The 23,739-nt window shown below is 58.9% G+C and carries 17 protein-coding genes and 1 pseudogene; 4 read left to right on the top strand and 14 right to left on the bottom strand.

What is annotated here, in order from left to right; all coding sequences use genetic code 11:
* Positions 1–110 precede the first annotated feature (110 nt).
* From AXK12_RS07455 to leuC, 5 genes are all read right to left on the bottom strand, one after another.
* A complete protein-coding gene (locus AXK12_RS07455; protein ID WP_068713027.1) occupies positions 111–800 on the bottom strand; it encodes an SDR family oxidoreductase in 690 nt (229 codons plus the stop codon).
* 102 nt (positions 801–902) lie between these two features.
* Positions 903–1,307 carry an ExbD/TolR family protein gene (locus AXK12_RS07450; RefSeq protein ID WP_068713025.1) on the bottom strand — a complete coding sequence of 135 codons (405 nt, stop codon included), beginning with the start codon at positions 1,305–1,307 and terminating at the stop codon, positions 903–905.
* Positions 1,308–1,937, bottom strand: a complete 630-nt coding sequence (locus AXK12_RS07445) for a MotA/TolQ/ExbB proton channel family protein (protein ID WP_068713023.1) — start codon at positions 1,935–1,937, stop codon at positions 1,308–1,310.
* Between the two features lie 111 nt (positions 1,938–2,048).
* Positions 2,049–2,654, bottom strand: a complete 606-nt coding sequence (gene leuD / locus AXK12_RS07440) for a 3-isopropylmalate dehydratase small subunit (protein ID WP_068713021.1) — start codon at positions 2,652–2,654, stop codon at positions 2,049–2,051.
* A gap of 76 nt (positions 2,655–2,730) precedes the next feature.
* Positions 2,731–4,158, bottom strand: a complete 1,428-nt coding sequence (gene leuC, locus AXK12_RS07435; protein WP_068713019.1) for a 3-isopropylmalate dehydratase large subunit — start codon at positions 4,156–4,158, stop codon at positions 2,731–2,733.
* A 98-nt stretch (positions 4,159–4,256) separates the two neighbouring features.
* On the opposite strand from leuC, the gene AXK12_RS07430 reads away from it, so the two are divergent.
* Together AXK12_RS07430 and AXK12_RS07425 are read left to right on the top strand one after the other, a co-directional pair.
* A complete protein-coding gene (locus AXK12_RS07430; protein WP_068713103.1) occupies positions 4,257–5,171 on the top strand; it encodes a LysR family transcriptional regulator in 915 nt (304 codons plus the stop codon).
* Between the two features lie 98 nt (positions 5,172–5,269).
* Positions 5,270–5,950: a DedA family protein gene (locus tag AXK12_RS07425; protein ID WP_343124147.1), complete on the top strand. Its 681-nt coding sequence runs from the start codon at positions 5,270–5,272 to the stop codon at positions 5,948–5,950.
* A 46-nt stretch (positions 5,951–5,996) separates the two neighbouring features.
* On the opposite strand, the gene AXK12_RS07420 is transcribed toward AXK12_RS07425, so the two are convergent.
* The 3 genes from AXK12_RS07420 to aspS form a co-directional block, all read right to left on the bottom strand.
* Positions 5,997–7,862, bottom strand: a complete 1,866-nt coding sequence (locus AXK12_RS07420; protein WP_068713015.1) for an SLC13 family permease — start codon at positions 7,860–7,862, stop codon at positions 5,997–5,999.
* Positions 7,863–8,021: 159 nt separating this feature from the next.
* Entirely contained in the window at positions 8,022–9,407 is a 1,386-nt protein-coding gene (locus tag AXK12_RS07415; RefSeq protein WP_068713013.1) for a dicarboxylate/amino acid:cation symporter, read from the bottom strand.
* 619 nt (positions 9,408–10,026) lie between these two features.
* Positions 10,027–11,823 carry an aspartate--tRNA ligase gene (gene aspS / locus AXK12_RS07410; RefSeq protein WP_068713011.1) on the bottom strand — a complete coding sequence of 599 codons (1,797 nt, stop codon included), beginning with the start codon at positions 11,821–11,823 and terminating at the stop codon, positions 10,027–10,029.
* A gap of 353 nt (positions 11,824–12,176) precedes the next feature.
* On the opposite strand from aspS, the gene AXK12_RS07400 reads away from it, so the two are divergent.
* Positions 12,177–13,949 (top strand): cation:proton antiporter, encoded by a 1,773-nt coding sequence (locus AXK12_RS07400; protein WP_068713007.1) that lies wholly within the window; start codon positions 12,177–12,179, stop codon positions 13,947–13,949.
* An 81-nt stretch (positions 13,950–14,030) separates the two neighbouring features.
* On the opposite strand, the gene AXK12_RS07395 is transcribed toward AXK12_RS07400, so the two are convergent.
* The 4 genes from AXK12_RS07395 to AXK12_RS07385 form a co-directional block, all read right to left on the bottom strand.
* Positions 14,031–15,233, bottom strand: coding sequence for a DUF2264 domain-containing protein (locus AXK12_RS07395; protein ID WP_068713005.1), 1,203 nt, complete (start codon positions 15,231–15,233; stop codon positions 14,031–14,033).
* Positions 15,234–15,461: 228 nt separating this feature from the next.
* Entirely contained in the window at positions 15,462–17,780 is a 2,319-nt protein-coding gene (locus AXK12_RS07390; protein ID WP_082782734.1) for a TonB-dependent siderophore receptor, read from the bottom strand.
* A gap of 218 nt (positions 17,781–17,998) precedes the next feature.
* Positions 17,999–18,610 carry a class I SAM-dependent methyltransferase gene (locus tag AXK12_RS08600; protein WP_269446582.1) on the bottom strand — a complete coding sequence of 204 codons (612 nt, stop codon included), beginning with the start codon at positions 18,608–18,610 and terminating at the stop codon, positions 17,999–18,001.
* Between the two features lie 72 nt (positions 18,611–18,682).
* On the bottom strand, positions 18,683–19,564 hold the full coding sequence (locus tag AXK12_RS07385) for a helix-turn-helix transcriptional regulator (RefSeq protein WP_068713001.1): 882 nt from the start codon (positions 19,562–19,564) through the stop codon (positions 18,683–18,685).
* A gap of 93 nt (positions 19,565–19,657) precedes the next feature.
* Here AXK12_RS07385 and AXK12_RS07380 point away from each other — a divergent pair, with 93 nt between their 5' ends.
* A complete protein-coding gene (locus tag AXK12_RS07380) occupies positions 19,658–20,524 on the top strand; it encodes a phytanoyl-CoA dioxygenase family protein (protein ID WP_068712999.1) in 867 nt (288 codons plus the stop codon).
* 192 nt (positions 20,525–20,716) lie between these two features.
* On the opposite strand, the gene AXK12_RS07375 is transcribed toward AXK12_RS07380, so the two are convergent.
* Positions 20,717–23,041 (bottom strand): TonB-dependent siderophore receptor, encoded by a 2,325-nt coding sequence (locus AXK12_RS07375; RefSeq protein WP_068712998.1) that lies wholly within the window; start codon positions 23,039–23,041, stop codon positions 20,717–20,719.
* Between the two features lie 272 nt (positions 23,042–23,313).
* Positions 23,314–23,729, bottom strand: a pseudogene (tnpA, locus tag AXK12_RS08595) (IS200/IS605 family transposase).
* Positions 23,730–23,739: the final 10 nt, after the last annotated feature.

The following is a 23,739-nucleotide window of genomic DNA, read 5'->3' as shown; positions in this document are numbered from 1 at the left end:
CACACAAGACTCGGGCTCCCTTTAGAGCCAGAGCGACGAGCGAGCAGCACGACGGCACAACGCACAGAGCCGCCACGCGCAATGCGGGGCCGCGAAATTAAGCCCTGTGCTTAACGCACGTCTTTGGCGCCCGGCAGCGTCAGGGGCTGGCCGTTGTCCTTGGGCGAGATTTTTAGGATGAAAGGGGCCGCAGCTTTGGCCCACTCGGCAGGGGGCGGATACTCGCCCGCACCTTCGCCCCAGCAGCTGCGGAGCATTTCGGTGTCAATGATGCCCGGGTCGAGCGTTACCGCAGCCATGCCTTCGGGAAGCTCTGCGGCCATCGCGCGAGTCAGGCCCTCAATTGCCCATTTGGTCGCACAGTAGGGCGCAACGCCTGCTGCGACAGTGCGGCCCCAGCCCGAGCTGAAGGCTACAATCACACCGCTCTTTCGCTCGACCATCGGAGGGACGAAGTGGCGAATGACGTTGGCGACACCGCGCACGTTGCCGTCGAGCAATCGCGTAAACGCTTCGTCGCTCTGCGCCCAAAGCGGCGCGCTGCGACACATGCCGCCCGCGTTGTTAATCAACAGGTCGGGTGCGCCGTGGCTGCCAAGGACATCCGCCGCCCAAAGCGCGACTTTGTTTTCGAGCGCAATATCAACGACCGCAAAATGATGATCGGGATACGCCATGCGCAGCTCAAAGATCTCCGCGCCCGAACGCCCACAGCCAAAGACCGTGTGCCCCGCCGCAATGTAAAACTCGGTCAACGCCCGGCCCAGCCCACGACTCACGCCTGTAATGAGGATCTTCATACAATTAAGGGTAGCTTGGAGTAAGAAAGGACGGCTCGGCAGCTAGGCCGGCCCTGGTGCCCCTAGGGGAGCCCGCAAAATGAAAGGCTCGGCGAGCCGCAGCTACTTCCGCGTTTGCATCACGACTTTGTTTAGACCGAGGCGGCGGCAGCTGTCCCACACTTGGGTCACTGCGCCGAAGTGGCTGGTCTCGTCGGCGCGCACGAGGATGGGCGTCTCGCGGTTGATTTGCTTCACTTCTTGGAGCAAGCCTTCGAGCGCCTCGAGGCTGGTCGGACGTCCGTTGTAGGAGATGTTGCCCTCCTTATCGATGCCGATCTCGACCCGCCCTTCGAACTGGTTGGTGCCGGAGGTCTGCACCCGCGGGACGGTGATGTTGAGCGTCGTCGCCGACTTAAACTGCATCGTCACAAAGGCGAAGAAAACAAGCATCACGAGCACGTCGATTAACGGCACGAGGTTCATCTCGGGCCGAGCGCGGCGTTTCGTGTAGAGCGACGAGTTCATTTAGGCAGAGCGCGAGGCAGTCGCCGCGACCGGGGAAGAAAGGGGCGTCGTCGTCGCCGCCTTACCATTTTTTAGGATGCGCTCGAGAAGCACATCGAGTTGTGCGGCGTAGTTTTCAACGCGTCGCTGAAGCCAGCCACCGCCCACAAGTGCGGGAATCGCTATGACGAGTCCGATCACTGTCGCCGAGAGCGCAAGCGCAACCCCCGAAGTAAATGCCACCGGATCGGGCAACCCCGTCTCGGGTGAGATTTGTGAAAACACGCGCAAGAGCCCCGTGACCGTGCCGGTGAGGCCAATCAGCGGAGCCGCCGCGTAGATGACGTCGAGGTAAGGAATCCCACGCTCCATCCGGTTAATCTCCAGTCGCGCAAAAGCGCGAACTGCGCCTTCGTCTTCGCGGTGCGCTTCGGCGAACTCGACAATTCGCGCCAGCACGGTGTGCCGCCCACCCGTGAGCGGGCGATTGGCGATGACGGCCTCGACGAGGTCTTGCGGCATGACTGCTGCGCGCCGCAGCGCAAACCCGCGCTCACAGAGGATGTAGACGGCCACTGCCGAGCACAGCCCCAGCGGATAAATCAGGAGGCCCGCGCCCGTAAAAACTTCGATAGCCGCAAAAATCGTCATGAGGGGAAATTGGGTGTGAACGGAAAAGGGAAACGGGCTTGGGATGCGAGCGCGCGGCAAAAGTTCAAAAAAGAAACGCAAGGCCGCGCACGCTGAAAAAGCGGCGCAGAATCAAGTGAGCGACCAACCCTTCACGTAGGGCAAACCCGCCGCTGTCGCTGCGACGGCCTCGCTGCCTTCGAGCAGCTCAGCGATTGCATCCCAACGCCCATTCACGAGCGCATCGCGTGCGGCTTCGCGAATCGTAAGCGACACACACTCACCGCCGAAGCGGATCTCTTGAGCACCAAGGTCAACCGTGACTGCTACACTCGGATCGGCAGCGATGGCCGCGCTGATTTTGCCAATATCCTCACGCGCAGCGTTCACGCAGGTGAGCCCGATGTTGGTCGCGTTGCCGAAAAAGATTTCGGCGAAGTTCTCCGCGACGACTGCACGAAACCCGAATTTCTTGAGTGCTTGGGGCGCGTGCTCGCGCGAGCTCCCGCAACCAAAATTCGCTCCGCTAAGCAGGATGCTCGCGCCCACATAACGCGGATCGTCGAGCGGATGCCCGCCCTCCGCCGCTTTGCGGTCGTCGGCGAAGAGCCCCTCGCCCAGCGTGTCAAAGGTCACGCATTTCAAGAAGCGCGCGGGGATGATCCGGTCGGTGTCAATGTCGTTGCCGGGCACGGTCACGGCCCGGCCCCTTATCTCGGAAATTTTCTGAAGTGCCATTTTTACAGAGGAGCGAAGAAGTGTAGTATTAAAACGAATACGAACTGCGAATAAAGCGGAGCGGGCGGGTGCGGGTTTAGCTCGCCTCGCGCACGGCGAAGACCTCACGCGCATCGGCCACCGCGCCGGTCACAGCGGCAGCGGCGACCATCAGCGGGCTCATCAGCAGCGTGCGGCCAGTCGGGCTACCTTGGCGGCCCTTGAAATTGCGATTCGACGAGCTCGCGCAGACTTGGTCGCCAACGAGTTTGTCGGGATTCATCGCCAGGCACATTGAGCAACCGGCCTCGCGCCACTCAAAGCCAGCCTCCTTAAACACGCGATCGATCCCCAGCTCCGCGCAGGCCGCGCTGACGAGTTGCGAGCCCGGCACGGCGATTGCCTTAACGCCCGGGGCGACGCGGTGACCGGGCAAATAGCGGGCGACTTCCTTAAAATCGGAGAGCCGCGCATTCGTACAGCTCCCGAGAAAAGCCACATCAATCTTTGTCCCACTAATCGGCGCCCCCGCTCCCAGCTTCATGTAGGCGAGGGCTTCGTTGATGCTCGCCCGCTCGTCGGCAGAGCCCGCCTTTTCCGGGTCAGGCACGGTTTCCTCGACGCTGATTCCTTGGCCCGGGTTTATGCCCCAAGTGATGGTCGGCGCGATTTCCTCCGCGCGGATTTTTACCACATCGTCGTACGCGCAACCCGGATCACTCGCAACGGCGCGCCACCGCGCAACGGCCTGTTCCCAATCCGCCCCCTTCGGCGCGTAAGGACGGCCTTTTAGATACTCAAAGGTCGTGTCATCGGGATTCACGTAGCCAACGCGCGCACCGCCCTCGATCGACATGTTGCAGACAGTCATGCGCTCATCCATCGAGAAGCGCTCAAAGACCTCGCCCGCATACTCGTAGGCGTAACCCGTGCCGCCATTTACACCGAGCACACGGATGATGTGCAGGATGACGTCCTTCGCGTAGACCCCCGGACGCAAGCGACCCGTGACCTCGATGCGGCGCACCTTGAGCGGCGAGAGCGCAATCGTCTGCGTCGCCAACACGTCGCGCACTTGGCTTGTGCCGATCCCCAGCGCGATCGCGCCAAATGCGCCATGCGTGCTCGTGTGCGAATCGCCGCAAGCAATCGTCGATCCCGGCTGCGTGATGCCCTGCTCGGGGCCGACCATGTGGACGATGCCCTGCTTGCCCGAGCCGAGGTCAAAGTAAGTGATGCCGTGCTCCGCGCAGTTTGCGCGCAGGGCCTTAATCATCTGGTCGGCGAGCGGGTCGCTAAATGGCTCGCTGCGCTGGTCGGTGGGCACGATGTGGTCAACCGTGGCGAAAGTGCGCTGCGGCATGGCGACTTTTAAGCCGAGGTCGCGCAGCATCCCAAAGGCCTGTGGACTCGTGACCTCGTGAATCAAATGCGTGCCGATGAGAAGCTGCGTTTGCCCATTCTTCAACGTGCGCACCGTGTGCGCGTTCCAGACTTTTTCGAAGAGGGACTTAGGCTTTTCCATAGTAGTAACGGTTATAAATACACGGCTTAGATTAAGCGCGAGGCAGAAAGAATAGCGCATTCTTGAAATGCCTCAAAATACCAAATTTGATCATTTTAATGCTTTTAAAGTATCAGTTCGACTACGACCTGCGGCACCTAACGAGCTTCTTCGCCGTCGCGCAGCTCCTGCATTTTAGCCGGGCCGCCGAGCTTCTCGGCATTGCGCAGCCTGCGCTCAGTCGCCAAATCGCTCACTTGGAGGAAGCGCTGGGCACGGCACTCTTTGCGCGCACGCGCCGTAGCGTAGAGCTCACAGCAGCCGGGCACGCGCTCTTCGAGCGGCTACAGCCGCTCTTGGGCGCACTCCAACGCTTGCCGACCGAGCTCGCCGCAGTCAGTGCGGGCGAAGTTGGGCAAGTGCGAATCGGCTTCACCGGCCTCGCTATGGCGACCGTGCTCCCCAAGATACTGCGCGCCTTCGCGCAGACGCATCCGGCCATCCGCGTCGAGCTGAGCGAGTCGCCGACTGCCGCACAAATCGACGCACTCCGCTCGGGCGAAATCGACTGCGGCTTCTTTCACCCCGCTCAAGAAAAGCCCGAAGGCATTCGCACACGCCAACTGTTGCGCGAGCCCAACGGCGTCCTGCTCCCCGTTACGCACCCGCTCGCCAAAAAGAAAATGCTCCATTTGGGCGAGCTTGGCGACACGCCCTTTGTTCTCTTTCCGCGACACCTAAACCCCAGCTTTTACGACCGCATCCTCACGAGCTGCACGCGCGCGGGTATCACCCTAAAAATCGCCGACGAAATCTGGCCGCGAGCCAACGCGATCGGGCTCGTCCGCGCTGGGCTGGGGGCGACCTTCATCACGCCCTCGGAGGCGCAAACGCTGCCGGGCGACATCGTCTTTCGCCCACTCGAAGGCCCCAGCCCCGAAAGCCGCCTCGTCGCGGGTTGGTGCCTCAACGCGAGCCAATCCCCTCCGGCACAAGCCTTCCTCCACCTCGTCGCAAACCTGCATAATAACTGACGACAAAAGAGGGCCCTACGCTTGACTCGGGTGCAGAGGAGCGGCCGACTCCGAGCCCCGAGTCTGTTTCGTTTCTGCCAACTCTTTGCACTTCTATGATTGATGCCGTTAAGCACCTGATCGACTTCATCCTCCATATTGATGTCCATTTAAAGGAAATCGTAGAGCAATATGGGACAGCCACTTATGCATTTTTGGCGATGATCGTCTTCGCAGAAACGGGGCTGGTCGTCACGCCCTTCTTGCCGGGCGACTCGCTACTCTTCGCGGCAGGCGCACTCGCCTCGCCTGTCGAAAGCCAACTCAATGTGCACCTGCTCGCGCTGACCCTCTTCGGCTGCGCGGTCGCGGGCGATAGCCTCAACTACTGGATCGGCTCGCGAATCGGCCCTGCCGTTTTCAAGCGCGAGGACTCGATTTTCCTGCGCAAAAAACATCTAGAGCGCGCACACGCGTTTTTCGAACGTTACGGCGGCCGGGCCATCATTCTCGCGCGCTTCGTGCCGATTGTGCGCACCTTCGTCCCCTTCGTCGCAGGCGTAGGGACAATGAGCTACCGGCACTTCATGGCCTACAACGTGCTAGGCGGTTTCGCCTGGGTGTACTTCTTTACCTATGCGGGCTTTTTCTTCGGCGAACTCCCCTTCATCCAGAGCAACTTCAAGCTCGTTATCCTCGCGATCATCGTCCTGTCGGTAATCCCGATGGTCGTCGAAGGACTGCAAGCGTGGCGGCGGAGTCGGCGCGAGCAACGCGCGGCGCTAAGTAAACGAAGCTAAGCCAGCGTGACGGTGCGCTCAACAAGCGCACCGAACTGGCTGAAGCTCACATCGGGAAAAATAGCGGCACGAGCAGCATGCAGACCAAGAGCACCACGATCGAAAAGGGCAGGCCGACCTTTACAAAGTCGATGAAGCGGTAGCCGCCTGGCCCAAGCACCAGCATGTTTACGGGCGAGGCGACGGGGGTGCTAAAGGCAGTCGAGGCTGCGAGAGCGACCGTAATCGCAAACGGCAGTGGCGAAACCTCCAGTCGGGTTGCGAGTGTCACCGCAACCGGTGCCATGAGCACGGCGGTCGCCGTGTTCGAGATGAAGAGTGTGGTGGCCACCGTTACGAAAAAGAGCCCGCCAAGCAGCACACGCGGGCCCGAGTCGCCCAGTGCATTCACGAGCCCATTTACCGCTATGTCCACGCCGCCCGTGCGCTCCAGCGCGAGCGCGAAGGGAATCATCCCTGCAATTAACACGAGGCTCGGCCAGTGAATCGACTTGTAGGCGCTTGTAAGGTCGACGCAGCGAAAAACGCCCATGAGTAAACAGGCCAGTAGCGCCGCAATTACGTTCGGGACGATTCCCGTAACCATGAGCCCAACCATGACGGCGAGGCTCAACAACGCGTAAGGGGCACGGCTCAGCGCGGGCGCGACGACCTCGCTCTCGGCGGGCATGGTCAACACGAGAAAGTCTTCCAAACGACGTTGCAGCCGACGAATCGCCTTCCACGAGCCGATGACCAGTAAGGTGTCACCCGCGTGAAACGGTTGATCCAAGGCCACCGGCCCCAGCGCTTTACGACCTCGGCGCAAGCCGACGACGTTTAGCCCGTAACGGCGACGCAGGGCGGCTTCGGGCACGGTCTTGCCAATGATTCCCGAGTCTGGCGGCAGTAGCACTTCCGCCATGCCGATCGCTCGCGATTCATCGGTAAAGTAGCCCTCCGGCATGGCGAGTGGCTCCAACGACATGGCACGGCAAAGCGCCGCAATGTCTGCGCCCTCCCTAAACAAGTCGATTAGGAGTACGTCCCCATCGCGCAGCTCCAGCCCCGAATTAGGCTCACGCAGTTCGTCGCTAAAACGCCCGCGCCGCTCCACCGCGACAATGTTCGCCCCGTAGTCTTGGCGTAACGTGAGCTCGCGCAGCTTTAGCCCCACCAGCGGCGAGTGGATTTTTACGCGCGCACGATGGGCGCGGCCTTCGAGTTGGTAGTCGGTAATAAAGTCCTGAAGTCGACGCTGTGAGCTACCCACCAAAGCGCCGTCGCCCGCAGGCTGTCCGTCGTCGTCTCCTGCGGCCTTGTCAGTGCCGTTTAGCCAGTGGCGTGCCACCAACATGTAACCGACCCCAAGGACGAGTACGACCAGCCCTATCGGCGTGTAGCTAAAAAACTTCAATCCCTCGAAGCCCTCACGCCGCAGCGCACTATCGACCATCATGTTTGGCGGAGTCGAAACGAGCGTCTGCATGCCGCTAATCAGCGCCGCAAACGAAAGGGTCATCATTAACCGCGACGGAGGCACGCGCATCCGCGAGGCGCAGCTAAGGACGACCGGGATGAAAATCGCGACGATGCCGGTCGAGCTAATCATACTTCCCAACACGACCACGGCGACGATGAGCAGTACGACGAGCCGCGTCTCGCTGTTGCCCGCGCGCCTAAGGAGCCAATCGCCCACTCGAAAACTAATCCCCGTACGCGAAAGCCCCTCCCCCACGATGAACAGCGCGCCAATGAGGACGACATTCGTATCGCTAAAGCCCAGCAACGCCTCCTGCACACTCATGATCCCGCACAACGGCAACAGAATGATGACGCACAGCGCGACGACATCCATTCGCGGCTTGTTAATGATAAATAGCCCTATGCACGCGCAGAGTAGTACAAGAACGATGAGTAGCTGGGTATTCATGGGAAAGTGGGCTAGCAGAGTAGCGAGAGGCACACGCCCCATCCAGAAGACGTCGGCGCACACCCCGCGCCGGAGGCTTCCGGCTGCTAGTGATCAAGGCAACGGTGCGGCGGTTCCAAATAGCGGGAATTAGCCGCGCTTCGTAGTACCAGAAACTTACTAACGGCTACTCGCCGCCACAGCGGCGACCTCAGCCTCAAGTAATTCGTCCTCGGCTAGGTCGGCCGTATCCGGCGGCTCATTACGGCTAACAAGGACCGCACAAACAAGATCGCCCGTGACGTTCAGGCAGCTGCGGCACATATCGAGCAAACGGTCGATTCCGAGGATGATGGCGATGCTCTCGCCCGGCACGCCGATCGTCACGAGCACGCCCACGACTAGCGGTAGCGATCCCCCCGGTACACCGGCAGTCCCCAGTCCCGTCATAATACACATAAAGGTCACCACGATTTGCTGCACGAGCGTCAGCTCCACGCCGAAAACTTGCGCGAGGAAAAGCACCGTAACGCCTTCGTACAGCGCCGTGCCGTTTTGGTTCGCACTCGCCCCGACCGTCAGGACGAAACGGCTGATCCGGCGCGGCAATTTTAGGTTCTCCTCCCCCACCCGCAGCGACACCGGTAAGGTCGCATTACTCGACGAGGTGCTAAACGCAGTGAGCATCACCTCCTTTATCCGGCTAAAGAATTTCCGCGGCGAGTATCCGCCGATCACTTTCAAAAACAAGCTGTAGACCACGAACTGCTGAATCGCCAATCCCAGCACCACTACGCCCATGTAAAAACCGAGGCTCTGAACCATGTCCAAGCCCAGCGTGTTGGCCATGACAAAGCCCAGACAAGTCACCCCCATCGGGGCCAGCCGCATCGCAAACTGGATGATCCGCATGCACACCTCGAAAGTGCCTTGGAAAAGGGAAATCAGCCCCGCCGCCTTTTCGCGAGGCACGAGTGCCAGTGCCACGCCGAAGAACAGGCTAAAGACCATCACCGACATCAAACCGCCGCCCGTGTAGTTGGGCGAGAAAGAGTACACCGCCTCGGCGAGCGGATTTTGAGGGATGAGGTTGAGCAAGGTCTCGGCCAGCGGCGCGGCATTCGCACTGCCCAAGTCCACCGCGTGAGAAACCGCGTCCCCTCCATAGCGCGCAATCAGTTCGTGGTGCGTCTCCTCGCTGAGGTGCTTTCCCGGTTTTAGCAAATCGACCAGCGTAATCCCCACGAAGACGCTCGTCCCCGAAAGCAGCAGCGTAAACAAGAGTGAGCGCAGCCCCACGCGCCCCAGCTTTCGCACATCGCCCATCTCCGCCACACCTAGAACAATCGCCGAAAAGATCAGCGGCACCACGATCATGAAGATGATCCGAATAAAAAGCCGACCGAGCGGTTGGATGAGTTGCTCCACCCAAAAATCGAGCCGGGCCTGCCCCGCCGCACTGTCCACCCACGCTCCCGCCGCGAGGCCGAGCAGGATTCCCATCACCAGTCCGAACAAAATTTGGTTAGCGAGCGGCCAACGCCAGAATTTCAATTGTTTGGGCATGCGTAAAACGCTGGCGAAAACCTTGACCTATTAGAAACAAAATTATGCCCGATTAGGCCGGGTATCGCGTGCACAAGGCCGGTAACAGCACAGCTCACATTTCGGCGGCACAGAAGCAAAGGCCGCTTATTCCTTGCCCTTACGCGCCGCAAAAAAAGCCGCCCCTGGAACAAATAAAACGTGCCTCCGCGAGTCTACGCAGACCGCCCGCCAAAACTAAAAACACGCGCAGCCCCGAGCCGAAGCACTTTTCCACTACGCGTGGGGCGGCAGCGTGTCGCTGCACCCATTTACAGAGCCGCTTGGTTGCCGTGCATTCGCACAGCAACCAAGCGGCTCTGTGAAAAGGAACCCAAACTTGGAGACGGGAGTTTACTGGTGATTTTTCCCTCCTCGCCCAAACGGGTTATCACTCTACTTTTCCTTTTACTGCTAGCCCTGTCGCAACGCGACAGGGGGGAATACTTTCAAATTTGGGAATTGGTTTTGTCGCGAAGCGACGAGGCCAATTCCCAAATTGAACGGGTGCAGCGATGGACGGCGGGCCAACGAGCCCGCCGCCAAATAAAACAGCCTGCGGCTGCGCACCACGCGCAGTGGGATGCACCCACGGGAAAACTTATCCGTTTTCCACCGGCACGGCGGTTGCGATGTGCAGCTCTTTGAGCTGCTTGGGCGTCACGGGGGTCGGGCTTTGGGCCATGAGGTCTTGGCCGCGTTGGGTTTTCGGGAAGGCGATGACGTCGCGGATGCTTTGTGTGCCGCAGAGCAGCGCGACAATGCGGTCGAGCCCAAAGGCGATCCCGCCGTGCGGCGGTGCGCCAAAGGTAAAGGCGCGCAGCATGTAACCAAAGCGGCTTTCGACTACGTCGGCAGGGATTTTGAGCACGTCCTCAAAGACTTGTTTTTGCAGCGCGGGCTGGTGGATGCGGATAGAGCCACCGCCGAGCTCCACTCCGTTGAGGACGATGTCGTAGTGCTGTCCGCGGACGGCTTTCGGGTCGCTTACGAGTAGCGAAGCGTCCTCCGGCACGGGTGCTGTAAACGGGTGGTGCGTCGCTGCGTAGCCGCCGCGCTCTTCGTCGTAACTCATGAGCGGGAAGTCGACGACCCAGAGGAACTTCCAATCGTCGTCGCGCAGCGCGAGCTTTCCGCGCTTCACGAGAAGTTGCGCCGCGTCGAGCCGCACGCGACCGAGGATGGCGCACGCGCGCTCCCACTCCGCCGCGGCGAAGAAGACGATGTCGCCCTCCTCTAGGGAGAGCCGTGCGCTGAGCTCCGCCTTCTCCGCCTCGCTAAAGAATTTCACGATGGGCGATTTCCACTCGCCGCCCTCGACCTTGATGAAGGCGAGGCCCTTCGCGCCGAGGGCTTTGGCCGCATCTTCGAGGGCTTTGAGTTCACCCTGGGTGAGGTCAGCGAGGCCCTTTACGTTAATCGCCTTAATCGCGCCACCACTGGCCGCAGTGGATGCGAAAACCTTAAAGCTGCTCGTCTTGAACAGTTCGGTGAAGTCCACGAGTTCGAGCGCGAAGCGTGTATCGGGTTTATCGCTACCGTAGCGGTTCATCGCGTCGGCAAAGGGAAGGCGCGGAAAGGGCGTGGGGATGTCGGTGCCGAGCACGTCGCGCCAGACTTTCTTCAACATGCCTTCAAAGAGCGCATAAATGTCCTCGCGCGTGACGAAGGACGCCTCGACATCGACTTGCGTAAACTCCATTTGCCGGTCGGCGCGGAGATCTTCGTCGCGGAAGCAGCGAGCGATTTGGAAATACTTTTCCACGCCTGCGACCATGAGGATTTGCTTAAACTGCTGGGGCGATTGCGAGAGGGCGTAGAACTGGCCGGGGTGGATGCGCGAGGGGACTAGGTACTCGCGCGCCCCTTCGGGTGTGCTCTTAAAGAGCGCGGGCGTCTCGACTTCGATAAACTCCTGCGAGTCGAAGTAGTCGCGTATGGCCTTGGTGGCACGGTGGCGGACTTCGAGGTTGCGGCGCATCTTGGGGCGGCGCAGGTCGAGGTAGCGGTAGCTGAGCCGGAGGTCTTCGCTGACCTTGTCGCCTCCCGCGTCGTCGAGCGGAAAGGGCGGCGGCTCAGAGCGGTTGAGGACTTCGAGAGCGGTGGCGTTAACCTCGATTTCGCCGGTGGGCAGCGAGGCATTGGCCGTGCCTTCGGGGCGCAGGGCCACCGTGCCGGAAACGGCGATCACTGACTCGGGCTTGAGCTGCGCGGCAGCCTCACCGAGTGCGGCGTCATCCTGCGGGTCAAACTTGACCTGGGTAATGCCTTTGCGGTCGCGCAGGTCGATAAAGAGGATGCCGCCGTGGTCGCGGATGCTGTCTACCCAGCCTGCTAGCGAGACGCTTGCGCCGAGGTCGGTCTTGGTGAGTTGGCCACAGTGATGGGTGCGCTTCATAGCTTCTTGGAAAAAGGGAAAATGAGGAAAGAGGGCGGTGGTCGAAGTTGGGAGTTCGTGAAAAAGGCGCGGAGTCCAATCGAGCGCACTCGCCGCCCGCGAGAGTAAACTTTGCCGCTCGCGCGCAACTCACGCACGGCGCGCGAACTTTTTTTGCGCAGCGGCAAACAAACGACTGGCACAGGCTTCGACTGCTTATTTTTTCTCGCCGCAGACGGTTTGCGGCCGTGGCGGCGCGTTCGCAGCTCATGCTGACGCAAATTTTTCACTAATACTCAGCCAATAAACGCTGGCGCACTCCCCCTTTCTCCCAAGGCTCGCCCGCTCCAGAGCACATCTAGCGCACACCCCACATGCACAATATCGACCTAATCCTCACATTGACCGGAGGTTTTGTGGCCGCCCTCACCTTCGGCTACATCACCCAGCGCATCGGCATTTCCCCCATCATCGGTTACCTCTTTGCGGGCATCGTGGTGAGCCCGCACACGCCGGGCTTTAATGCGGATCCCGAGTTGGCCGAGCAGTTGGCGGAAGTCGGCGTCATCCTGCTGATGTTCGGTGTCGGACTCCAATTTCACTTTAAGGAGCTCTTGGCGGTGAAGCGGATCGCAGTGCCGGGCGCGGTCGTGCAAAGTCTCACTGCGACCGTGCTCAGTGCGCTCATTCTTCACTACGGCTTTGGTTGGGGCTGGCCGGCGGGTGTGGTCTTCGGCTTGGCCGTGTCAGTCGCAAGCACCGTCGTCCTCATCCGAGTGCTCGCCGATAATGGCGACCTGCACACCGTGACCGGCCATATCTCGGTCGGCTGGCTGGTGATGGAGGACTTGTTTACGATTTTCATCCTCGTGCTCTTGCCCGCGATTTTCGGCGCAGCCGCGACCGGCGGCGAGCTCGCACTGGGCCTTGGCGAAGTGACCAAGGCCACCGGCTTGGCCTCGCTCAAAATCGGCGCGCTCGTCGCCTTTACCTTCATTGTCGGTGGCTGGGTGATTCCGCGCTTACTCACCGGCATCGCCAAAACCGGCTCGCGCGAGCTCTTCACGCTGGCTGTCCTCGCCATCGCGCTCGGGATCGCCGTCGGCTCCGCAAAGGTCTTTGGCGTATCGATGGCACTCGGGGCCTTCCTCGCCGGAATGGTCGTGGGCCGCTCGGATTTCAGTTTGCGCGCCGCGACCGAGGCTCTCCCGATGCGCGACGCCTTCGCCGTGCTCTTCTTCGTCTCGGTCGGCATGCTCTTTAATTGGCAGAGCCTGCTGGCCAACCCGTGGCTCGTGACGGCGACGATGTTCGTCATCTTGGTCGGTAAGCCCGCCGCTGCGCTCGCGATCGTCATCCTCATGCGCTACCCGCTACGCGTGGCACTCTCGGTCGCCATCGTCCTCGCGCAAATCGGCGAGTTCTCGTTCATCCTCGCGACGATGAGCCGCCAGCTCAACATCATCCCCGAAAGTGCGACTAACGCGATGGTCGCCTCGGCGATCCTCTCGATCACGCTCAACCCGCTCACCTACCGCCTCATCCCACGCATTGAGCGCGGCACCGAGCGACTCTTCCCGGGCCTCGTGCGCTGGATAAACAAACGCGCCTCAGGCGGGCTAGCGGGCGAAGCCGCTGCGGCACACCCCATCGCCAGCGACAAGCAACGCGCCATCGTCGTCGGCTACGGCCCAGTTGGCCAAATCGTCGCCCGGCTGCTCCGCGAAAACGACTTCGACCTAACAATCGTCGAGCTAAACGTCGATACCGTCCAGCGGCTCAAAGCCGAAGGCGTGCCCGTCGTTTACGGCGATGCCACTCGCATCGACACGCTCATGCAAGCGGGCGTGCCGGATGCCCGCGCCCTCGTTCTCAGCGCATCAAGCATCAAAGATGGGCGCGAAGTCGTCCGCCAAGTCCGCGAACTCAACCCCGACATCCGTATCGTCGCCCGCACTGCCTACCTGCGCGAATTGGAAGCCCTGCGCGATGTCGGCGCAGACGGGATTTTCTCCGGCGAAGGCGAGGTCGCCCTCGCGGTCACCGAGCACATCCTGCGCGACTTCGGCGCGACCCCCGAGCAAATCGACCGCGAGCGCGAACGCGTCCACCGCGAGCTATTCTCGCCGAATCGAGAGCCAGCCTAAGCGGCCGGCCCTTCCTCCCTTCCTCTGTTTTCGCGCTGTCGCCGTTTAAATAGCGGCAGCGCGAAACGAGGCCGGTATCGTTCAAACGTCTTCAGGAAGTCTTGGAGGGATACCGTAGAGCGCACCGTCAGCGGGCGCATCTTCACCGCCCCAAATCCGCTCCCAAGTTGTCGGCGCATGCGGGTCACTCCAGAAAGCGTCCTTCGCCGGCAGCCCGAGCGGGAGCAGAGCCACACTACACAGGTACAAGCTACCCGTGCAGATATAAAACTCCGCTAACGAGCGCTGGTGTCCCGCGAGCCCAAGCTGCAACCAGCCTTGTTCGTCAAAAGTGCCCGGGGCACCAAGTGTACGCCGAATCGCCCGCGTCAGTGCCGTGCGCGCGGCCGCAGGCGGGATGGAGTCCGGCAGCTCACGCCTCAGCGCGATGTCGGCCAAGGCTTGAAGCGCACCACAACGATAAACGATTGAGCGGCCAATCACGGGGAAACTGCCATCTGGAGCGACCATGCGCTCTTGCACGACTGCATAGCGGCGCGCGGCGACTAGGGCTTCTTTTTGAAACTGACGATGCGCGTCACTCTCCTGCGCCGCCTCATCGAGAATCCCGAGCAGCATCGGGTGAATGACAAAGGAGTTATAGTAGTCCCAACGATGCTCCGGCCCGTCGCCATAAGCCCCATCGCCGAGGTACCAAGTCTTGAAATTTTCGAGTGCAGGTAAAAAGCGCGAGTCATCGCGCTGCTCCCCTCCTCGGGCAAGGGCAAGCTCCACAAAAGCCGCAAAGAGCTGCCAATTACCCGTCTCGGGGAAAGGCACGCGCCGCGTCTCCTTGAGACGTGCGACGAGGTTAGCCCGGACGCGTGGCTCGAGCTTCTCCCAAAGCTCAGTCGGTGCCCGGAAAGTCGCCTGCGCAAGAAACGCCGCATCGACGAGTGGCTGCTCGTACTGTGAAAAGTTCATCACATCGGGCGACTCAGGATCGGTCGCCGCATCGATCGCACGGCGCGCGGCCTCCGCCATCTGACCACGAAGTTGACCTTCAGGCGAATCGTCTGGCCCCAGCTCTAGCCAAGGCGCGAGCCCGCCGAGCAAACGCCCGAGTGCTTCGAGGTGCGCGACAGGCGCGCGAGAGTGCGTGGCAGTCGACTCGACTGGCATTCGCAGCTTGAGCTCGCGTTTATCGAGCGCATCGAAAATCGGCGCAGCGAGCCGACGCGCCCACTCGCACCATTCGGCGCGCAGCGAGCCAGTGTGTTCGTTTTTTTCGTCCGAGGAGTTCATGGGGTTTGGAACTAAGAAAGCAGTACCTGACCAACATCTGACAGCACCGAGGGGGAGACAAGTGCTGCAGCCTTGGCGGCGACCAAGTCTAAGCGGTGCACGTTGTCAAGCCGCGCACCGGCGGAATGGGGCTCTGTAGATTCGGGCGGCGGGCTGACAATTTACGACGGCGCGGCAGCTAAAGCTGCCCTGTGCGCATCGGCCGGCTCGCCGCCCGCGCTACTCGCCTCAGAACCTCCAAGTAACCGAGCCAGAAAAGGCACGAGGATTCACCGGCCAGACGATGTTGCGAGCGAGGGGGATGAAATCGAGCTCATCGGTCAGATTCGTCACATCGACGCGGACACTCCACGGCCCGCGCTCGTAGGCCACATGAGCATCGACTAAAGTGCGGGGCGAGATATAGGCACTCGGCTGGTTGGGAACGCCAGTCGGCGTAAGTCCAGTCGCCGTGTCGAGGGCGCGCTTGCTCAGCCAGTTCGCACCGATACCAGCAGACAGCCCCTTGAGCGGCCCGGGCCCAAACTCATAACGCACGAAGCCGGCAGCCGAGTCCTCCGCCGCACCACGCAGCATGATCCCGTTGGGGTCGCGGTTTTTGGTATCAGCGTAGGAAACGATGAACGAAAGCTGCGGAGTGATTGAGCCGACGACTTGGAACTCCCAGCCCTTGGCTTCACGATCAACAAGGAGATTGGGCAAGAAAACTGGCGGCGGCGGCACCTCGCTGTTCAGTGGATTCCAGATAGCGTAGTTCTCTTGGGTGATCTCGTAGTAGGCGATCGTTGCAAAAATCTTTCCGTCGAAAAGCCGGAGCTTTAGCCCAATGTCATCCTGCTCGCCTCGCGTAAAGGGGTCCGCCCCCTCATAGATCGACCTCGCATCCCCTGAGGGTACTGCGTTTTCAGTGTGCCCGTAGTAAAGCGAGAGGTTTTCTGTGGGCTTCACGACCACGCCATAGTTGTAAGTGGCCTTGGAACCTGAGCCCGGGTAGTTCATCGCAGCAGGCACAGGAAAGGGGCCAGTAGTGATCGCCTCCGAAAGCTTATTTTGGTTGCTTGCGCTAAAACTCATATGGGCAACGCCGCCCGAAAGAATCAGCCGATTATTAAAGAACTCCAAGGTTTCCGTAATATAGGTCTGATAGCTCGTAGTGATGCTCCGTCCATCGCCTGTGAAGGGGCCAGTGGTCACCGGCCCACCAGGCACGTTATCAATCGTAAAGTCGGGCAAAGTCTGACCGCCCGATTGCCCATTCCCATGCGAGTAGCGATAGGAGAAGCCCACGAGCGTGCTCGACTTCACGAAGTCCGAATCGACGACATAGGCCCAATCGTTCTGCAGGTCGCGGTACCAAGTCTCGGTCTTCGAGTAGCCGCCTTCGTGGCGGAAGGTGCCGGTCGGCTGTGTAGCCGACGTAGGAACCCAGTTGGGATTCGCCGGATCGGACGAAGTATTAACCCACAAGACCCCGCCCTCCCACTTTCCCGTAAACGGGTTTCGGCTACCACCGTTGGTGATATCTCCATTTTCGTCCAAGAGCCCATAGCGAAAATCCGCACCGCCACCTTGGATGTGTTGTAGACGACCGGAAAGTCGCACGGAGAGCCGGTCGGTAATCACGGAGGTGAGCAGCATCGTCCCCGTGTTAAACCGGTTCGAACGGTAGGAGAATTCCTTACTCGGCTCGGGGTTAAAATCCGTCGGCATCCCCGGAAAGATCCGAAACTTGTCATCCGTACCGACCATCGGATCGATGATGACGCCCTCTAGGTTCGATGTCTTAAAGTCGTAATGCTCGTAGCGGAGCACCAGCTGCGACCCAGGAGAAATCCGCCACGCGAGCGAGGGGTTAATAAACAGCGAGTCGCGGTAGCTATTGCGCATATAGCTCTTACTATCCTGCCCGGCCATCACGAGCCGGTAAGCGAGTGCCGAGTTAATCGGGCCTGTAACATCTGTCTCGATACGATTGGAGTCGTACTCGCCAAGCTTGAGCTTAAGCGAACCGCTAAAGTCCCACTGCGGTTTCTTGGTTACGAGATTGATCGAGCCACCGGGAATACCGGCAGGCTGGAGCACTGCATCGGGGCCTTTGGTTACCTCCATACGCTCAATCGCGACATGGTCGTAGTTCGCATCGGAGGCGGTCATGAAACCATCGACCAGTGCCGACGCCCCCTGAAAGCCGCGAATATACACGCGGTCTTGGGCATTAGGTATCGTCGATTCGGCGACACCCGCCACGTATCTAGCCACGTCGAGGACACGGCCTCCGCCGATATCCTCAATAAAGTCACTGGTCAGAACCGTGATTGAGCCCGGAGTATCGAGCACATTGGTCGCGATACGGCCTCCCGTCGCTGCGTCATTGGCCTGGTAACGGCCCACTACCGCAGACGACACCTCAAAGGGCGACAGTATCACGGTCTCTTCATCCACTTGGTCATCAGTAATATTGGGAAGTTGCGCATGGGAAATAAGCGAACATCCAAGCACAACGCCAAGGCCGGGCATCGCACGGCCCAAGAATTTGGAATAAGTCATGGGATAATGGGGTTTAAGGCCATGGGGTACCTGTAAGCGAGCATCAGGGGTGATGCTAACACAGCGAACAATATAGCCTGAGCTCTCCGCAAAGCTATGTATCCATCCGATAAAAATTTATAAATATCCCGTAATTTTCCTTGGGGCTATCCTAGCTTAATCCCTAAGCTAGGATAGCCCCAAAATCATACCAGATACATTCCAAAGCGCAGGCCATATTAACCGAAATAAACTATACGTTGATTTGTCCCAAATAGGAAGCGACGGTAGACGGAAACTTTCAGACCTAACTCGCTCCCGAATACCTTCAACTTATCGCCACCAAGTAGTGCTTGATGCTCTTCATTAGCATGCTTGCTAAATAGTCCAAGAGCTGCACCCGACGAATGTACCCACCTCATCGACGGATGAGGCGTCGTAATCACGATACAGGAAGATTGGCTATTTAAACTATAACCTTTAAGCGTTACCAATAAGCCAAATGGATCGGAAACATGCTCAATAACAGCCAAGGCAACAACTGTATCAAACTTCTCTTTAGTGCTTGGAGTTGGTAAGACAAAGTGATGTTTAGGGTAATTAGTCCGTGCCTGAACTAGAGACTCAGAGTCAATATCTACCCCTAAGTAATGCCCCGAGGCTACATACTTTGCGAGAGCACCAGAGCCACAGCCAAAATCTAAGACTCTTCCTTGTAGGTAAGGCCTAACAGCAGCTAAACGTTTATGACACAAAAAGGGAGATAGTAATCCTTCGGAAGCTTGAATGGCCATTTTCGTACGGGGCTTGCTCCCTTGAGAAAATGGGCTGTGAAACTTGCTCCCTTCTATGACACATATTGCAGAATAGATAAATTTGCATTACTGATGGACTCACACTCTCCTCGCCCAGTATCGGCGCCATTATGAACTTCCCCTGCGCAAGCTCCGCCTAAATTCGCTGGGAGGCTGGCCGGTATGTTGGCGGAAAAACCGGGAGAAGTAAAAAATGTCGGCGAAGCCAACGCGTGTCGCGACTTCCCCGACCGACAGGTCAGTCTCAGCCAGGAGTTGGCGAGCCCGGTCGAGGCGCGCTCTCATCAGGTAATCCTGCGGGCGTAAACCGATCGCACCAAGGAAAACTCGAGAAAAGTGATCGGGGCTGTAACCCGCCTCCCTAGCGAGTTGGGCGACACTCAAGATCTCAGCCGGACTTTCGCGAATCCGGGCGGCACTTTCCAATGCCACTTTATAATGATAAAGCTCTGTACCGGAAACGCCTCCTTCAGTAGCTGCACGTCCGCTTGTATATTCGCGGCAGAGCTCGACAAGGAGTGCGGTCAACAAGGCAGCGTTGGCCGCTTCAGCCTGCGACTCTCCTGAAAGTAGAATAATCCGCCGCATCAGCATATCTACGAGTTCAATTTGCCGAGAAACTAAGATCTCAAAGGGGGGATTAAAAGCGGATGTGGGCAAATTATCGACTGGCTGTTGAGTCCCATTTCGTTCGAGCGTACTTTTCTGCTGCCGCGCTGAAAAGTGGATGTAGTTTACGCCGAGCCGAGCGGCTGGATCTTGCTCGGCCTCATAGCGGTGCCCAGGGCGCATCCACAAACAAACACCGGGATAAAGCGCGTACTCCCCCGTTGAAGTAATCATCGTTCCCCGCCCCTCCCAGACAAACCACAAGTCGTAGTCGATTAGCCCCTTTGCCCAAGTCGCGCTCAGATTCCAGCCGGGCTCACACCGTACACGCCCACAAAGGCCGGCAATCGGATGAAAACTAAGCGCTTCAATTTTCATCATAACTTATCGGATAAATTTAAATTTTTGTCTGATACGTCTATGGCTCGATAACTGCGTAACAGATATTGTCCAGAGCCTTCACCCCCCTCCCCCATGAATACTGCCCCAGCCCCCGTTTTTGATGACCACGAAGTGGACTTTCACTCGCCCGAGTTATATCAGCCAGTGGGCATTGGCCACGGCGTCGAACGCCTCGAAGATGTCGGCCCCGACGAAGTCGATTTTTTCCACCGAGAGGGCTACTTAGTCGTTCGCCACGCCTTCGATTCCGATACAGTTGCGCGCGCAAAGGCCGAACTCATCGACCTAATCATGGGCAAGATGCCTGATTTTAAAGGCATCTCGTTTGAGGCAAAAGCACGCGGGATTTTGCCTATGCTGAGCGTTGATCAACGGCAGGACGCCGTTCGCAAGCTCCAGAACTTCGTCAATTACGCGCCAGTGCTCCATGCGCTCGCGTTTCACCCCGCACTGGTGCGAGTCATGCGCCAAGTCCTCGGCGGCGCAGCACCAAAACTCATTCAAGATATGGCCCTCATAAAGCCGCCGCATATTGGCCGCGAGAAGCCTTGGCATCAGGATAACGCGTACTTCAATTATCCGGTAAACGCACTGGTGGTCGGCGTGTGGATAGCACTCGACGATGCAACCATCGAAAACGGCTGCATGCGTTTCCTCCCGGGGCAACATCGGGATGGGCCCAAAGTGCACTTCATGCGCCGCGACTGGCAGCTCTGCGATACCGATACACTCGGTCAGAGGCCGCTTGCCGCCCCACTTGAGCCCGGCGGGCTGCTCCTCTTCAACGGACTACTCCCGCACGGCACGCCGCACAACTCCAGCGGCCAACGCCGCCGCGCGCTCCAGTATCACTACACTGCTGAGGAAATACAGCCTCTGCCCGACGACAGCGAGCGGCTCAAAAACTTCGGCAGTGAAGGGAAGAACGTGACATGCTAAACCGCCCATTTGGCGGGTAGTCGTTTCGCCGACGAGATGGCACAGCCCCCGCATCAATTGCGCGGTGCCCAGCCGCTGCTGGGCCGGCCGCGCAATTGGCCCCCCTGCGAACCGGCGGGCCAACAATTTACGACGGCGCGGCAGCTAAAGCCGCCCTGTGCACATCGGCAGGCCCGCCGCCCGCTACTCGCCTCAGAATGTCCAAGTAACCGAACCAGAAAAGGCACGAGGATTCACCGGCCAGATCATGTTTCGCCCCTGCGGGATGAAGTCGAGCTGGTCGGTGAGGTTGGTCACATCGACTCGGGCACTCCAGGCCCCCCACTCGTAGGCGACATAGGCATCGACCAAAGTGCGGGGAGGGAGATAGGCACTCGGCTGGTTGGGCACTCCGGCCGGCGTGAGCCCGGTCGCCGTGTCGAGCGCGCGCTTGCTCAGCCAGTTCGCACCGATACCAGCGGACAGCCCCTTGAGCGGCCCGGGCCCAAACTCGTAGCGAACGAAGCCCGAGGCAGAGTCCTCCGCCGCACCACGCAGCATGATCCCGTTTGGGTCGCGGTTTTTGGTATCAGCATAGGAAGCGATGAACGAAAGCTGCGGAGTAATTGAACCGATGACTTGGAACTCCCAGCCCTTAGCTTCGCGATGAAGTAAGATGTCAGGGTAGTACAGTGGCGGCGGAGGCAGTTCGCTATTACGAGGATCCGCTACCGCGTAGTTTTCCTGGGTAATCTCGTAATAAGCAATCGTCGCAAAGAGTCTCCCATCAAACAGCCGCAGCTTGAGCCCAAGGTCATCTTGGGTCCCCAAAGTAAAAGGATCTTCGCCCTTATAAGTCTCCTTATGATCCCCCGAGGGAACCGCGTTTTCAGTGTGCCCGTAGTAGAGCGAGATGTTTTCCGTAGGCTTAACGACGACTCCATAGTTGTAAGTCGCCTTCGAGCCTGAGCCCGGGTAGGTCATCCCAGCAGGCACAGGAAAGGGGCCATCGGTAATCGGATCCGAGAGCTTATCTTGGCTACTTCCACTAAAGCTCATATGCGCGATGCCTCCCGAGAGAATCAGCCGATTCTTAAAAAACTCTAAAGTCTCCGTGGCATAGGTCTGATAGCTCGTGGTAATCCCACGGCTATCGCCCCCGTAGGGTTTTGTGATGATAGGGCCGTTAGGCACATCATCGATCGTGAAATCCGGCAAGGACTCTGCGCCCGATTGACTGTTATTGTGCGCATAACGGTACGAGAAGCCTATTAGGGTGCTCGACTTCGCAAAGTCCGAATCGACCACATAGGCCCAGTCGTTCTGCAAATCGCGGTACCACACCTGACTCTTCGAGTAGTTACCTGCATGCCGGAAGCTGCCGGTGGGCTGGGTGGCCGGCGTAGCAACCCAGTTGGGATTCGCCGGGTCGGTCGAAGTATTAACCCACAAAACCCCGCCTTCCCATTTGCCAGTAAAAGGATTTCGGCTGCCGCCTTCGGTGACGTTTCCATCTTTGTCCAAAAACCCATAGTGGAAGGCCGAGGCTCCGCCCTGAATGTGCTGCAAGCGTCCCGATAAGCGCACCGAAAGCCGATCGGTGATGACTGAAGTGAGCAGCATCGTCCCCGTATTGAACCGACTTACGCGAGAGGCAAACTCCTTGCCCGGCTCGGGGTTAAAGTCCGTGGGCATGCCCGGGAAGGTCCTAAACTCATCGTCGGTGCCAACCGTCGGATCAATGCTAAGCCCCTCTAGCTGCGAGCTCTTAAAGTCGTAATGCTCGTAGCGGAGCACGAGCTGCGTGCTGGGCGAAATCCGCCACGCGATCGAGGGGTTGATGAACAGCGAGTCGCGGAAACTATTGCGCATGTAGCTCCTGCTATCCTGCCCCGCCATCACGAGCCGGTACGCGAGTGCCGAGTTAATCGGGCCCGTAACATCCGCCTCGATACGGTTTGCATCGTACTCGCCAAGCTTGAGCTTAAGCGAACCGCCAAAGTCCCACTGCGGTTTCTTGGTCACGAGGTTAATGGAACCGCCCGGGATACCCGCAGGCTGGAGCACCGCATCGGGGCCTTTGGTCACTTCCATACGCTCAATCGCGACATAGTCGTAGTTCGCATCGGAGGCGGTCATGAAACCATCGACCAGTGCCGACGCGCCCTGGAATCCGCGAATGTACGCGCGATCTTGGGCATTTGGGATAGTCGACTCGGTTACACCGGCTACGTATTTAGCCACATCGAGGACGCGGCCTCCGCCGATATCTTTAATAAAGTCACTCGTGAGTACTGTGATCGAGCCCGGAGCATCCAAGACGTTGGTCGAGATACGCCCACCGCTCACGACATCGTTGGCCTGATAACGGCCTGTAGCAGCAGACGAAACCTCGAATGGCGAAAGGACGACTGTGTCCTCATCGACTTGATCATCAGAGGTATCGGAAGGAGCAAGTTGCGCATAAGAAAACGACGAAAGTCCCATCGCAAGACTAAGGCCGGGCAAAGCACGGCCGAGGAGTTTGGAATACGACATGGAAAAGCAGGCTTTGGGCTAACCCGGCTTAGAAACAACACAGCTTAAAATAAAACCGTGTCATAAACGGGATACGAAATATCGCCTTAAGAATATTTACCAATCTATAAAAACTTATGGTTAACCGACAATAACTTACACCTGCTTATAACCGAGCTGCGCAATAAGCAACCCCCGCCCCTCGTAGTTTTACCAAATAGCGCAGAAAACCCCGTCCTTCAGGGCGGGGATGGATAGCGCGGACGGCGTAGCCGTCCTTGCAGCGTAACGATTCAGTGTGGTGTTTGTTGTTGTTCGATGTACTGCCGGATGATGCTGATGGCGCGCCGCCACAGCTAACGGCGAAGTAAGAAGGCGACCAGAGGGCATTGCCCCATAATTTTTTGCGGATGCTGGGATAGTTTTTCTTGCGCAGCATGCGGCTGGATACGCCCTTGAGGCTGTTCACCAAGGAGGAGATGGGGACTTTGGGCGGACAGGTCACCAGCAGGTGAACGTGGTCATCTTCGCCGTCGAACTCAATAAGTTCGGCTTCAAAGTCACGGCAGACGCTCTCGAAGATGGTGCGCATGTCGTCCAGGATTGCTTTGGTGAACACCTTACGGCGATATTTAGTCACAAAGACCAAGTGGACGTGCATGGCAGATCCACAGTGACTTCCGTGTCGAACTTCCTTGTTGTTTTTCATAGACAAAACT

It is taken from the genome of Cephaloticoccus capnophilus (genome assembly GCF_001580045.1).
Lineage (GTDB): Bacteria > Verrucomicrobiota > Verrucomicrobiia > Opitutales > Opitutaceae > Cephaloticoccus > Cephaloticoccus capnophilus.
Note: the sequence above shows the minus strand (reverse complement) of the source record. Positions and strands in the feature narration are given on the sequence as shown.